Origin of the sequence: Pedobacter agri (assembly GCF_032678665.1) — a bacterium.
In the GTDB taxonomy this organism is placed as follows: domain Bacteria; phylum Bacteroidota; class Bacteroidia; order Sphingobacteriales; family Sphingobacteriaceae; genus Pedobacter; species Pedobacter agri_A.
The window spans coordinates 303,156-316,751 of the sequence record NZ_JAVTSH010000007.1 but is presented as its reverse complement, the minus strand read 5'-3'; the positions used below and the strand labels follow the sequence as shown (position 1 = coordinate 316,751).

Below are 13,596 nucleotides of genomic sequence, written 5' to 3'. Positions count from 1 at the left end.
GATTGATTACTTTAACAGGAGTTTGACAATCTGTTTCAAATTTAAATTACTAACCGTAAATAACCCCGATTTTAAAAACTTGTTCAGTAAAGATTTATTGTCTGATTTTAATAAATAGTTGAACCAATCTTTTTGAAGTTGTTTCCTGAGTACCTTTTGATCAAATACCTGCCTTTCACGATTGGCTTTTAAGATGTTGATTAGGTGGGCCTCAACTTCTTGACTGGAAAAATCAGTGCCTTCAGGGCGTAGAATTGAATGGTGGATTAATAAGCTTTGCTCATCTACTTTATCGAATAGGAAAGATAATAAGTAGGCTGTTGTTTTGAGCTCACTTTGCACCATTTCTTCCCTTTTCTTCGATGTTATACTTTCTTCGTGAATGCGGTAGTGCAATAAGCGCTCATTCAAATTTGCAACCGGATAAGCCATTGTAATTTGAGAGAATAAAAAATAATCCTCAGCATACTTAAAATCTTCGCTGTAGGCAAATTTCTTTAATACTTCGGCATCAGCCATAATTGTTGGATGTAGAAAAGCATTGCGGAACAGGTTAAATACTTTGATTTCAGCACTGTGCTCCGGCCTGTTCAGGTTGTTTATTTCTTTCCCGTTTGCATCAATAGCAACAGCCCTGCTGCCGCATAATTTATAGCTGGGGTTTGCATAAAGAAAAGCAGCCTGTTTGCTTAATCTATCAGGCATGGCGATATCATCAGCATCCATTCTGGCTATATAATGGCCCATGCTTAACGTTAATCCTTGGTTCAAAGTATTAACTATACCCTTGTTCAGTTCGTTATTCACATATTTTATACGGCTATCGGAAAAAGAGCTGATTATGGCATGCGAATGATCTGTACTTCCATCGTTAATGATCAAAAATTCGAAGTTTTGATGAGATTGATTGAGTATGCTTTCAATAGCTTGCTTAACAAAAAGCTCGCTGTTAAAAACAGGCATTAATACCGTAATAAGAATTTTTTGCTTGTCAATCATGTACTGGGTATAGGTGCCGTAAAAATAAGATAATTTAAGCGTTAATAAGCGTGTAAAAGATGACAGAGATTTTTGCATCTTTAAAGCCGCAAAAAAAAGATAAAATGACTACAGGTTTTTCAAAAAAAGAAGGAGCGCCAATGCCTAAAAAAATATTGTTCATTACTCCGTTTTTTGGCAGAACTGGCTCTGAAATGCAATTGCTATACATCCTTGAAAATTTGAATGCAGAAAAATTCGAGCCCTACTTATTTACCCGTAACGATGGTTCTTTACTTAAAGATCTTCCGAAATACATCAAATACTTTGTTGGTTACAAGAAAAACAGCAACTATCTGCTCAGGCTTTTTAGGCTGCTATTGTATGGTGTTAATATAAACCCGGTAGAGTTTCAACTGCGGAAAATACAGAAAAAGGTAAAAGCAGATTATTGGTACATTAATACAATTGTAAATAGAGATGCTTATGCAATTGCGGTAAAGCTGGGCATAAAAATTATTTCCCATGTACATGAAATGCCACTTTACTACGACATGGTTAAAGAAAAAACCATAGAAAACGTATTAAAGTCTGATCTGTGTATTGGATGTTCAAAAATAGTTTGCCAAAATTTAGAAGATATGGGGCATAAAAACGTGAAATTGCTAAACAGCTTTGTTGACGAGCGATTTATTTCCCTTAGCCAGGTCAAAGTAAGCGAACAGTTTAATTTTTCTCCCAACGATTTTATCTGGATCATGGCAGGCAGTGTTAATGCCATTAAAGGTGTCGATTTTGTTATCCCGTTATTAAAAGTACTAGAACCCAACCATAAAATTATCTGGATCGGTGGCATTGAAGATTCGGGAACAACAGCTTATGCACAGATAGCCGGCAAAGCCGCATTTAAAGACAGACTTTTTTTTGTTGGCCGAAAATCTACCGACTATTACGATTACTTTAATTTGGGTAACGCTTTCTTATTATTATCGCGTCAGGATTCTTTTCCTTTAGTTATGCAGGAAGCTGCACACCTGGGTAAACCGATTGCCGGTTTTAATTCAGGAGGCATTGAAGAATACGTAAATGATAAGATCGGTATCGTAGTAAACCAACTTTCTTTTACTGATTTGGCTGAGGCAATGGAAACAATAGAAAAAAACTACGGGTCCTATGATAAGGATTACATTAAACGATATGCAAAAAGTTTTAATGCAACAGATCAAACCTTAAAGCTGCAATCGATTTTGGAAGAAATCTAATCGCTAAAAGCCTGCATATCGATTAAACGTTTGTAGAGTCCATTATGGCCCAGCAACTCAGTATGACTTCCACTTTCTACAACCTGCCCTCTATCTAAAACAACAATTTTATCGGCATGTTGTATGGTACTTAAACGGTGAGCAATTACAATTGAGGTGCGGTTTTTCATCAAATTGTTCAGCGCATCCTGTACTAATTTCTCCGATTCAGTATCAAGCGCTGAAGTGGCCTCATCCAACAGCATAATTGGCGGGTTGGCTAATACTGCTCTGGCAATACAAATACGTTGTCTCTGGCCACCAGAGAGTCGATTGCCTCTATCGCCCACAAATGATTGGTAACCATTTTCAGTGTTAAGGATAAATTCGTGGGCATTTGCAATTTTTGCCGCTGCAATCACCTCTTCCATGGTGGCATCGGGTTTTGCAAAGGCAATATTATTAAAAATAGTATCGTTAAAAAGGAAAGATTCCTGATTAACAATTCCCATTTTCGATCTGATACTCTCTACGGTTAAGTTTTTAAAATCTTGCCCATCAATTGTAATTGATCCTGATTTGGGATCGTGGAAACGAGGGATTAAATCCATAAGCGTACTTTTCCCGCCGCCTGATGGACCAACCAAAGCAATAGTGCTACCCTTTTTAACTTCAAAATTAATCGAGTTTAAAATCTGTTTATCACCATAGTTGAAAGAAACATTTTGAAATTTAATTTGATCATTAAAATAGTCAAGGTCTTTAGCTTCGGGCGCATTAACCAGCAAAGGTTTGGTGTCAATTAGGTCTAAAACACGTTCGCCCGCTGCAATACCCGAGTGGATGCCGCTAAATGAATCGGTTAATGCTTTAGCTGGACGCATTACCTGAGAGAAAAATGCAATGTATGCGATAAATTGACTGGTAGTTAAAGCTCCAGGTTGGTTGCTGATAATTAAATTTCCGCCGTACCAAACGATTAGAGATACCATAACAACACCTAAAAATTCAGAAACAGGCGATCCTAACTGTTGCCTTCTAATCATTTTCCTATTTAAGTTGGAGTAAAACTCGTTTTCTTGCTGAAATTTTTCTTTAACTCTGGTAGTCGAATTAAATGCTTTTATAATTTTTATCCCGCTAAGCGATTCATCTAAAAAGCCAATCATTTTTGCGAAAGATTCATGTGCTTCTTTAGCCTGTTGCTTAATCCTTTTAACTATTTTACTAATGATAAATGCAGATATTGGAATTACCAAAAGCGAAAATAAAGTTAATTTAACTGAAATGCTCAATAGCACTACAATGTAGAAAATTAGTGTTAGCGGCTCTTTAAATACAACTTGCAAGGTATTGGTTACCGTAAATTGTACTACTTGAACATCAGATGCTACTTTTGAAATAATATCTCCCTTACGCTCGTTATTGAAATAACCAACATGTAAATTCATTACATTGTTAAAAACTGTTTTGCGAAGATTTAATAAGGTATGTACCCTTAAATCTTCCATAAAACGTTGAGAGAAATACTTAAAAAAGTTGGATAACAATACCGATACAACAATGATAATACAGACATAGTTTAATGTTTCGGCTCTACCATTTACCTGGATAGAGTGTTTTACGAAATCAGAAAATTGGCCTGTTATATCGAAAGCAGAACTTGCAGATGATACCGAACTCAAAGTGCTTGGCGCATTTGAGGGAAGCAAAGTATCAAAGAGTGGTACCAGCAAGGTAAGGTTTAACGTGCCGAAAAGCACAGCAAGTAAAGTTACAATCACATAAGGAATTGCAAATTTTTCTATTGGTTTGGCAAAAGATAATAAACGAAAATATGTTTTCATTCGAGGTGAAATGTATATGTAAGATGGACGATAAATCAAACTACCGCCAAAAAAATCTAAATAAAACTTGGCAAAGGTAAACTTTTCGATTAAACCTTACAGATTTTCAGATACAGGATGATTAAATTTACAATCGCTTAATTTTCTTGTCCTTAATTGATTGATTGATCACGGTGATAATATCGTCAATGTTGCGGTGAGATTGATGCTTTAACTTTAGGTTAACTAACCTGCTTTTGCTCTTGTTTATCTGATTTTGATGATTCAAATAATCCAGATAGCTTTTCCAAACCCAGGTTTTACCAGTAAGTAACTTTGGAATGAGTTCGGTGAATATTTGTTGCAGCGGGTATAATGCTTTTCTGATTCCGCTTAGATGAATGCCCTGCAGAATATATCTGTTCCGGTAGTAAATTTTTTTAATGAAATTCGATTTGATTTGTGTTTTGGTGCTGCCGCTTACATGATGGAAGCAAAAAGATTGATGCTCGTAGTAACATTTCCAGCCGAGCTGCCAGGCACGCAAACTCAAATCAAAATCTTCTGACGAAAAGGGAGAATAAATTTCATCGAAGCCGCCCAGCTCCTTAAGTTTTTTTGCGTCAACCAAAGCATTTGCGCCTGAAAGATAGGCTGTATAAACATTTTCATCAGTCGGATTTTCGCTATAATAAAATTTGTTTGCTTTGATTCGGCAGCCAGAATAATATAACAGGCGGGCGGCATCCTCAATCCGGCTTTCATCAAAACTCATGATACGGGCCATCACCCCAAAAGTATCTTCCCGCTCAAAATATTTCCATTGTGCGTTAAAATAATCAGGGTTTAACTTCACATCAGAGTTCAGAAGTAAAATAAGCTCATACTTAGCTTCCCTTATTCCATGATTACACGTAAATGAAAAGCCCCTGTTCCTATCATTAATAAGCAATTTTACCGTTGGATAATGCTGCTGAATAAATTGAACACTGTCATCTTTAGAGCCATCATCAATCACGATGACTTCGAATGGGGAGCCGGTATTTTCTGCTGCTGTAAATACCGATGGCAAATATTTCTCTAACAAATGCTTGCCATTGTAATTTGGAATAACAATTGAAACGCTCTTTTGCATCTACTTTACAATTTTGTAATTACGGTATTCAAATAAGCGTAAGCCTGTTAAATCTTCAATTTTTTGCAGTAGCCTCCTTCTGAAATTCATTTTAGGCGTTTCTTTGGTTAAATCTTTTTCAAACTTCCAGTTGGCCGCAGCAATTCTTGGGGCCATCACTTTTGGATGAGTGCCATTAAAATGAACCAACCTATCGGCGTTGTGCATATCGAAAGATTCCTGAACCGGATAATTTGCTTCAATCCATTCTTCTGTTTGATAAAATTGATTGAAATTTCGCACTTTGCCCTGAAGGCCTTGTGGCGGTTTTACCCAGCCATAATGAAAAATGTAAGCATCTATCAGTTTTACCTTCAGCTTTCTGTCGTTGATGCGAAAACCCTGGGCATCACGATAGGAGTGTACGCCAGGCAGGTTTTTTATAACTCTAACTTCTCTCCTGTACCATCTTCGTGATTCCGCCAGATAATCATAAGAAGCATAAAAGTGTTTGTATTTTAATAAAAGCGCCTCTACCGCGTTATTCTCCAGCTCCAACTCCATTTCTTTTTTGATTACTGGAAGATAATCTTCATGAATGGCTTCATCGCCTTGAATATAAATCATCCAATCCGTATCAGCAGAAATTGCTGCAATGGCTTTATTGGTTTCATCAGCAAAAACTCTTCCGCCTTCGCGGATAGATTCATCCCAGATGGTATCGATAATTCTGATTTTAGGATCGATATTTTTAACCAGTTCTGCAGTTTCATCGGTTGAGTTGCCCAATGCAATCACAAACTCATCGCACAAAGGCAGCACAGAAAGGATGGCCTCTTTTGCAGGATAATCATTTACAACTGCATTTCTTAAAAAGGTAAATCCGGTAACTTTCATTCGGGACAGAGGTTTGTGCGCTTTGTGGTTTATTATTTTGTTAATTTGTACAAAGATAGTTTTATTGATGAATACCCATCTATCCATTTTAAACGAATTAAAGCAAGGCAATTATAAGATTTTGGCAAGGGCACTTACGCTCGTTGAAAATAACATTGCTCCTGCAGATCAGATTTTAAAAAGTTTAAATCCACATGCTGAAAACGTGGTTATTGGCATTACTGGGCCTCCAGGTGCGGGGAAAAGTACTTTGGTTAATGCGATTACGAATTACTTTACTGCCGAAAACAAACGGGTTGCAATACTGGCTATCGATCCAACCTCGCCATTTAATTTTGGTTCGTTACTAGGCGATCGGATCAGGATGGCATCGCAGTTCAATAATCCAAAAGTATTTATCCGTTCGTTGGCTACAAGAGGTGCGCTGGGTGGCATTTCGGCAAAAACCATTGAGATGGTTGATGTACTAAAGGCTTCCAATTTCGATATTATTTTAGTTGAAACGGTGGGTGTAGGGCAATCGGAAGTAGAAATTGCCGGTTTGGCCGATAAAACGATTGTGGTCTTAGTTCCCGAATCGGGCGATGAAGTACAGAACATTAAATCGGGCTTAATGGAGATCGCAGATTGTTTTGTAATCAATAAAGCTGACCGCGAAGGCACAGATACTTTTGCAAACAATCTGAAAAAAATTGTCCACCAGGGGTTCAAGCCCATCCCGGTATTAAAAACTGTTGCCGATAAGGATAGGGGTGTAGCAGAATTATGTAAATGGATGTTGAAGCCAGCTGAAACGACAAACGAGCGGAAGGCCCATCTTTTTGCGGAGAAAGCCTGGAGGATTATACAAAGCAAGAAGATGATGGATGTAGACAAAAAAAGGCTGCAAGAAAATATTCAGGCAGCCTTACTAAAAGATGATTTTAATGTTTATCGGTTTGCAGCGGATTTTTTAAAGGCCTAATTGCTTTCATTATAAATTGAGTAGAAAACAGTCACGTAACCGAAAACAAACAAATTAACTATTCATGATGTTTTCAATCTCTTCAGCCTCCACCGGAATATCAGCCATTAAATCAATATTGCCATTTGAGGTAATCAGGATATTATTTTCCAAACGGATGCCTAAACCTTCTTCAGGAATATAAATGCCAGGTTCTACTGTCAATATAGTTCCTACGGCAAAAGGGGTATATCTTCCAGCAAAATCGTGAACATCAATACCTAGATGATGTGAAGTGCCATGCATGAAATATTTTTTATAGGCAGGATAGTTTTTGTTTTGATTTTTCACGTCAGTAGTGCTTAGCAAGCCAAGATTAATAAGCTGCTCCGTCATGATTTCACCAACCTCTTCGTGATACGTGTTCCATACGGTATCTGCAACAATTAGTTTAGTTGCCTCTTTCATTACATGATGTACAGCATTATATACTTCTTTTTGCCTCGCAGTGAATTTACCGTTAACAGGAATCGAACGACTCATGTCTGCATTGTAGTTGGCATATTCGGCTCCAAAGTCAAATAAAATTACATCACCATCATTACAGGTTTGATTGTTGTCATTATAATGAAGAATATTGGCATTATGGCCAGAGGCAATGATTGGGGTGTAGGCATGTCCTGTACCACCTTGCTTTATAAATTCATGAATAATCTCTGCTTCAATTTCATATTCCTTAACCCCCGGCTTCGTAAATTTTAACACCCTCACAAAAGCATCTCGGGTGATGGCGCAAGCTTTTTTGGTTAACTCAATTTCTACATCAGATTTTACTGCTCTCAATTCACGCATGATTGGCGCTGACCGCTCATAGTGGTGTAGCGGATATTTCGCCCGCATCTGCTCTATAAAGCGAATGTCGCGGTAAGGTACAGTATGGGCATACCGGTCGTTCTCATTTGTATTAAGATAAATGTTATCTGCATAGTGAACAATGCTGTGTAATATGTTATCAAAATCTTCCAGCCAATAAATGCTTTCAATACCAGAAGCAGCCTTAGCTTGTTCTTTGGTATACTTGTAGCCTTCCCATACTTTTATGTAATCATTTGTCTGTCTTAAAAACAGGACTTCTCTGTATAAAGGATTAGGACAATCGGGATATAACAGTAATATAGTTTGTTCCTGATCAATACCGGATAAATAAAATAAATCAGGATTTTGCTTAAAGATATAGTTTTGATCGCCACTTCTTGGGAACTCATCAGCTGAATTAAACAGGGCTAACGAATTGTTTTTTAGCTTTTTAATGAAGTTTTTTCTGTTTAAGATAAAGAGGTTTTGATCAATTTGGGAATATTTCATAATAAATGCAATTTAACAAGGTGATGGCCAAATGTAAGAAAATCATTAATCACAGCGAAGTTTGGAACAGAGTTTGTATAAAAGTTTGAAAATTTAAAATTTTGTTTAATTTTGCCATTACTAAAAAATTAATCAATTAGATTGTTTACCCTTAAAAAGAAAAAAAGATTATGAATTATTCTACTTTAAAGAAAAGTGTTGCGCTTTCTTTAGTGGCATTAACAGGAGTTGCTACTCTTGCTGTCGCTCAAGATGCTCCTGCAACTACTTCTTCAACCAAGGTATTTGGTGGAAGAGGACAGTACAGAACCTGGTCAATTGGTGTTAATGCTGGTGTATTAGCTCCTGTTGTTGCTATTGGTGGTACTAATGATTTTGACAAATGGGATGTGAACTTAGGTTACGGTTTGAATATCCGTAAACAATTAGGTCACTCTTTCGCTCTAGAATTAGCTGGTGTTCGTGGTAAAGTTTCAGGATCAAACAATTCTGCGCTTTCTCCAGGTTCGGCTGTTAGAGAATTTGAAACTGAATTACAATATGCTGTAGATTTACGTGGTGTTGTTAATTTAGGTTCTATCGATTTCTTACGTCGTGAGAATTCAGTAGGTTTCTTCTTAACTGCTGGTGCTGGTTATTTAGCTTATGCTCCAAAAGTTACGTATACTAATGGAACTGTAGTTGACTGGAAAGGTAAATCTGTAGGTCCTGCTGATGACAGACACGATTCTCCAAAAGATTACGTAAAAGGTTTTTATATTCCAGTTGGTGCTGGCGTTAAATTCAAAGTTTCTGAGCGTGTTAACTTTAACTTAGGTTACACTATGAACTTTGTTGACGCTGATAACTTTGATGGAGTTTATGCTAAAGGTACTACTAAAGATAAATTCTCTTACGGTTATGCTGGTTTAGAATTCTCTTTAGGTTCTTCTGCAAAACCAAGCTTAGAGTGGTCTAACCCATTAGCTACAATGTACGATGAGTTAAAAGATCCAACTTTACGTCAAGAAGTTGAAGCATTGAAAAACCGTGTATCTAACGTAGAAAAATCTGTTGAAGATTTGAAAAAAGATACTGATGGTGATGGTGTTGCTGATCAATTCGACAAATGCCCAGGAACTCCTGCAGGTACTGCTGTTGATGGTTCAGGATGTCCACTTCCAAAATTCACTGCTGATTCAACTCAAAACTCTAATGTTACAGGTTTCGAGAAAATCGGTTTTGATTTCAACTCATCAGTTTTAAAAACTGAGTCTTATCCAACTTTAGATAAATTATCTTCAGTGTTACGTGAAAACGGTGGTAAAGTAACTGTAAACGGTTACGCTTCAAGCGAAGGTACTGCTGCATATAACTTGAAATTATCTAAAGACAGAGCAAACTCTGTTAAAACTTACTTAGTAAACTCTGGCGTTAACGCTAGTCAAGTTGCTACTAAAGGTTTAGGTGAAGCTAATCCAATTGCTTCTAACGATACTGAAGAAGGTCGTATCCAAAACCGTCGTGTTGAAACTGCTAGAAACTAGTATTTCAATATAAAGTTTAAAAGAAAGTCCCGATGCAAATCGGGACTTTTTTTATGCCTTTTAATTTTCTGAATGGTGCTTTTTAATTAAGTTTGTACCATGTACTTCTTCAGGAAAAAAGATCCGAATAGGCCAGATAATATTAATATTAAGATTATGCATTTCATTAATGCATTGGCAATAACAGTTTTTCTGGCGGGTATCATCTACAAGCTTGTTCAATGGCTTGCTAAATAATTATCTATTTGAGTATGAAACAAATCATCACCACAACAAATGCTCCAGCACCAATTGGACCATATAGCCAGGCCGTACAGGCAGGTAACTTTTTATTCGTATCAGGTCAGGTAGCAATAAACCCTGAAAATGGTGAGCTTAATCTCATTAATATTGAAGAAGAAACACATCAGGTAATGCGAAACCTTAAAGCAGTATTATTAGAAGCCGGCTTAACCTTTGATCATGTTGTAAAGTCTACTATTTTCTTAAGCGACATGGGGACATTTGGGCAAGTAAATGAAATTTATGGTCAGTATTTTACTTCAAATTTCCCAGCCCGTGAAACCGTGCAAGTATCGGTATTACCTAAAAACGTAAATGTAGAAATCTCGGTTATTGCTATCGTTGGATAATTTTGACAACGGGTAAGAGCAAATACTTTATAGCTGGAATTATCCCTTACATCATTTGGGGAACAATGTCAATTCCTTTGCGTAACATCAAAGGTTTTCCGCCACAAGAAATTTTATACTATCGGATATTTGTATCCATAGCGGTTGTGTGGGGAATTATTTTTCTTTTTAGAAGATCGGTACTTAAGAAGGATTTTAACATGATCCGTACGTTATCAACTCAAAAAAAGATAAAATTATTAGGGCTAACTGTTCTTTCCTCAATTTTAATAACAGGTAATTGGTTTACCTATATTTATGCGGTAAATAGCGTCAGCCTAAAAGCTGCGGCTTTTGCCTATATGGTTTGTCCGCTGTTAACCGCTTTGTGTGGTTTCGTTATCCTCAAGGAACAACTCACAAAAGCAAAAATAATAGCGTTAGTGGTTGCCTTTGTAAGTATCTTATTATTGGCTACAGGTTCCTTACATGAAGTGCTTTGGGCGATATTAATCGCGGCATTTTATGCTGTTTATGTTATTGTGCTGAAAGTAATTAAAGATATAGATAAATTTAATTTCTTAGGAATTCAGCTGGTTCTATCAGGATTGATGATGTTGCCCATGTATATGGTTAAATCAAGTGTTTTACCAACAGATGTATTCTTCTGGACGCATATTTTCCTTATTGCAATTGTTTTTACCATTATACCACTGTTTTTAAATGCTTATGCTTTATTGCGCATGCCATCATCGGCCTTAGGGATTTTGATTTATCTTAACCCAATCGTTGCATTTACAGTTGCATTTTTCTATTTTAAAGAGCGGATAGATAGCCACCAGCTTTTTGCTTATTTGCTTTTACTATTGTCGATCGTTATTTTTAATGCGCAAATGCTAAAAAGCATTGTTTTAAAGAAAGCCTAATAGTTTTGTACCATTCGATTTTAGATACACCTATTGAGTTTATAAAAGGCGTAGGGCCAAGTCGTGCAGATGTTTTGAAAAAAGATTTAGGTCTTTTTACCTTTCAAGATATGCTGTCGCATTATCCCTTTCGCTACATTGACCGTACAAAGTATTTTAAGATCAATCAAATTAATCCTGATGCACAATACATTCAAATCATTGGTCGGGTAATTAGCAAAAAGGTTATAGGTGATAAACGGACAAAAAGAATTGTTGCCGTTTTTAAAGATGAAACCGGAATCATGGAGTTGGTTTGGTTTCAAAGCCTAAAATGGGTTGAAGACCATATAACTGTCGGAGCGGCTTATGTAGCTTTTGGAAAACCAACACTTTTTAATGGCACCTTCAGTATCTCACATCCGGAAATGGAATTGTATCAAAATAGATCGGTGGGCCGTGGTAATTTAACTTTACAGCCCATTTACAGTTCCACAGAGAAGCTAAAAAAATTTACACTTGATTCTAAAGGGATTCAACGGTTAATTGCAGGTTTGCTTGATCAGGTGATTCCACAGGTTTCTGAAAATTTGCCACAATATATTATCGATAAATACCAGCTGCCAGATAAGAGAATGGCACTGTTAAATATTCATTTTCCTAAAAACGAAAAGGATTTAAATGCTGCACAACGCAGATTAAAGTTTGAGGAACTGTTTTACATCCAGTTGCAGTTACTGCATAATAAGCAATTGAGGCAATTGAAATTTAAAGGAGCAAATTTCGAGGTAGTAGGTGAAAAAGTAAATCGCTTTTATAAAGAATTTCTTCCGTTCGAATTAACCAACGCACAAAAACGTGTGGTTAAGGAAATCAGAATTGATACCCAACGCGGCATTCAAATGAATCGGCTTGTACAGGGCGATGTAGGGAGCGGGAAAACTGCTGTTGCACTCATGAGTATGCTTTTGGCAAATGATAACGGCTACCAGGCTTGTATGATGGCTCCAACGGAAATTCTAGCACGGCAACATTATGCTTCTATTACGGATTTAGTGACCGATGATTTGGTTAAAGTCGCAATCCTCACTGGAAACACGAAAAAAAAGGAAAGAACCATTTTGCACGAGCAGTTGGAAAATGGCGAAATTGATATCCTTATTGGTACGCATGCGTTAATTGAGGATAAGGTTAAATTTAAAAACCTTGGCCTGGTTGTCATTGATGAACAACATCGTTTCGGTGTGGAGCAAAGGGCGAAGCTTTGGCGTAAGAACATTATCCCGCCACATATTCTGGTGATGACGGCAACGCCAATTCCGCGTACCCTGGCCATGACTTTATACGGCGATTTAGATGTTTCTATCATTGATGAGCTACCTGCCGGAAGAAAACCAATTGAAACCCGGCATTTATTTGAAGGACAACGTTTACGTATGTTCGGTTTTATGAAACAGGAGATTGCTAACGGGCGGCAGGTTTACATTGTTTATCCATTGATTAAAGAAAGTGAAAAACTTGATCTCTTGCATTTGGAAGCGGGAGTAGAGCAGTTAAGTTATCAATTCCCTCGCCCTGATTATCAGATCAGCATTGTACACGGGCAAATGCCAAATGCCGATAAGCAATTCGAAATGCAGCAATTTATCGAGGGAAAAACGCAGATTATGGTTGCGACTACGGTTATTGAGGTTGGTGTTAACGTTCCAAATGCTTCAGTAATGGTTATTGAAAATTCGGAAAGGTTCGGGCTTTCGCAACTTCACCAGTTACGCGGACGTGTAGGTAGGGGAGCAGAACAGTCATTTTGTATCTTGATGAGCGGAAACAAGTTGAGCAAAGAAGGAAAAGTGCGTTTAGAAACCATGGTACGTACCAATAATGGCTTTGAAATTTCAGAAATCGATTTACAGCTACGTGGCCCCGGAGATATTGCTGGTACTCAGCAAAGTGGCGTATTGGATTTAAAGTTGGCGGATTTGGCCAAAGATCAAATTATTCTATCTGAAGCGAGGAATACTGTTATCGAGATTTTTTCAGAAGATCCGCAATTGGAGAAGCCTGAAAATGTAATGTTAAAAGCACATCTTCAAAAACTGGAGCGGGGAATTTCTTTCGATAAAATCTCTTAATATTAAGCTATAGTATTGATAGTCATTACGGTTTCCCGTAATTAAAATCTAAAAATTA

At 37.1% G+C, this 13,596-nt stretch carries 12 protein-coding genes; 7 read left to right on the top strand and 5 right to left on the bottom strand.

All coding sequences use genetic code 11. The features are described from left to right. Positions 1 to 6 precede the first annotated feature (6 nt). Positions 7 to 1,077 carry a glycosyltransferase family 2 protein gene (locus R2Q70_RS16145; RefSeq protein WP_316808581.1) on the bottom strand — a complete coding sequence of 357 codons (1,071 nt, stop codon included), beginning with the start codon at positions 1,075 to 1,077 and terminating at the stop codon, positions 7 to 9. Here R2Q70_RS16145 and R2Q70_RS16140 point away from each other — a divergent pair. Then, on the top strand, positions 1,059 to 2,240 hold the full coding sequence (locus R2Q70_RS16140; protein ID WP_316808580.1) for a glycosyltransferase: 1,182 nt from the start codon (positions 1,059 to 1,061) through the stop codon (positions 2,238 to 2,240). The genes R2Q70_RS16145 and R2Q70_RS16140 overlap by 19 nt on opposite strands. Here R2Q70_RS16140 and R2Q70_RS16135 read toward each other — a convergent pair. The 3 genes from R2Q70_RS16135 to R2Q70_RS16125 form a co-directional block, all read right to left on the bottom strand. Next, positions 2,237 to 4,066: an ABC transporter ATP-binding protein gene (locus tag R2Q70_RS16135; protein WP_316808579.1), complete on the bottom strand. Its 1,830-nt coding sequence runs from the start codon at positions 4,064 to 4,066 to the stop codon at positions 2,237 to 2,239. The genes R2Q70_RS16140 and R2Q70_RS16135 overlap by 4 nt on opposite strands. A gap of 127 nt (positions 4,067 to 4,193) precedes the next feature. Next, on the bottom strand, positions 4,194 to 5,180 hold the full coding sequence (locus R2Q70_RS16130; RefSeq protein WP_316808578.1) for a glycosyltransferase family 2 protein: 987 nt from the start codon (positions 5,178 to 5,180) through the stop codon (positions 4,194 to 4,196). Further along, positions 5,181 to 6,056, bottom strand: coding sequence for a glycosyltransferase family 2 protein (locus tag R2Q70_RS16125; protein WP_316808577.1), 876 nt, complete (start codon positions 6,054 to 6,056; stop codon positions 5,181 to 5,183). It lies immediately after the preceding gene. A 67-nt stretch (positions 6,057 to 6,123) separates the two neighbouring features. On the opposite strand from R2Q70_RS16125, the gene meaB reads away from it, so the two are divergent. Continuing rightward, the gene (gene meaB / locus R2Q70_RS16120; protein WP_316808576.1) at positions 6,124 to 7,020 is read left to right on the top strand and encodes a methylmalonyl Co-A mutase-associated GTPase MeaB; all 897 of its coding nucleotides are present in this window, start codon (positions 6,124 to 6,126) and stop codon (positions 7,018 to 7,020) included. 54 nt (positions 7,021 to 7,074) lie between these two features. On the opposite strand, the gene R2Q70_RS16115 is transcribed toward meaB, so the two are convergent. Continuing rightward, entirely contained in the window at positions 7,075 to 8,364 is a 1,290-nt protein-coding gene (locus tag R2Q70_RS16115; RefSeq protein ID WP_316808575.1) for an aminopeptidase P family protein, read from the bottom strand. Positions 8,365 to 8,534: 170 nt separating this feature from the next. On the opposite strand from R2Q70_RS16115, the gene R2Q70_RS16110 reads away from it, so the two are divergent. The 5 genes from R2Q70_RS16110 to recG all read left to right on the top strand — a co-directional run bounded on the left by R2Q70_RS16110 (position 8,535) and on the right by recG (position 13,538). Then, on the top strand, positions 8,535 to 9,890 hold the full coding sequence (locus R2Q70_RS16110; RefSeq protein WP_316808574.1) for an OmpA family protein: 1,356 nt from the start codon (positions 8,535 to 8,537) through the stop codon (positions 9,888 to 9,890). Between the two features lie 99 nt (positions 9,891 to 9,989). After that, positions 9,990 to 10,127 (top strand): DUF6728 family protein, encoded by a 138-nt coding sequence (locus R2Q70_RS16105; protein ID WP_316808573.1) that lies wholly within the window; start codon positions 9,990 to 9,992, stop codon positions 10,125 to 10,127. 14 nt (positions 10,128 to 10,141) lie between these two features. After that, entirely contained in the window at positions 10,142 to 10,522 is a 381-nt protein-coding gene (locus tag R2Q70_RS16100; protein ID WP_316808572.1) for a RidA family protein, read from the top strand. 2 nt (positions 10,523 to 10,524) lie between these two features. After that, positions 10,525 to 11,427 (top strand): EamA family transporter, encoded by a 903-nt coding sequence (locus R2Q70_RS16095; protein ID WP_316808571.1) that lies wholly within the window; start codon positions 10,525 to 10,527, stop codon positions 11,425 to 11,427. Between the two features lie 5 nt (positions 11,428 to 11,432). Further along, on the top strand, positions 11,433 to 13,538 hold the full coding sequence (recG, locus tag R2Q70_RS16090; protein ID WP_316808570.1) for an ATP-dependent DNA helicase RecG: 2,106 nt from the start codon (positions 11,433 to 11,435) through the stop codon (positions 13,536 to 13,538). Positions 13,539 to 13,596: the final 58 nt, after the last annotated feature.

Excerpts from the sequence above, each read along its gene's own strand:
- R2Q70_RS16140 (WP_316808580.1), top strand. The coding sequence starts at position 1,059 with ATGACAGAGATTTTTGCATCTTTAAAGCCGCAAAAAAAAGATAAAATG.
- R2Q70_RS16145 (WP_316808581.1), bottom strand. The coding sequence starts at position 1,077 with ATGCAAAAATCTCTGTCATCTTTTACACGCTTATTAACGCTTAAATTA.
- R2Q70_RS16135 (WP_316808579.1), bottom strand. The coding sequence starts at position 4,066 with ATGAAAACATATTTTCGTTTATTATCTTTTGCCAAACCAATAGAAAAA.
- R2Q70_RS16130 (WP_316808578.1), bottom strand. The coding sequence starts at position 5,180 with ATGCAAAAGAGCGTTTCAATTGTTATTCCAAATTACAATGGCAAGCAT.
- R2Q70_RS16125 (WP_316808577.1), bottom strand. The coding sequence starts at position 6,056 with ATGAAAGTTACCGGATTTACCTTTTTAAGAAATGCAGTTGTAAATGAT.
- meaB (WP_316808576.1), top strand. The coding sequence starts at position 6,124 with ATGAATACCCATCTATCCATTTTAAACGAATTAAAGCAAGGCAATTAT.
- R2Q70_RS16115 (WP_316808575.1), bottom strand. The coding sequence starts at position 8,364 with ATGAAATATTCCCAAATTGATCAAAACCTCTTTATCTTAAACAGAAAA.
- R2Q70_RS16110 (WP_316808574.1), top strand. The coding sequence starts at position 8,535 with ATGAATTATTCTACTTTAAAGAAAAGTGTTGCGCTTTCTTTAGTGGCA.
- R2Q70_RS16105 (WP_316808573.1), top strand. The coding sequence starts at position 9,990 with ATGTACTTCTTCAGGAAAAAAGATCCGAATAGGCCAGATAATATTAAT.
- R2Q70_RS16100 (WP_316808572.1), top strand. The coding sequence starts at position 10,142 with ATGAAACAAATCATCACCACAACAAATGCTCCAGCACCAATTGGACCA.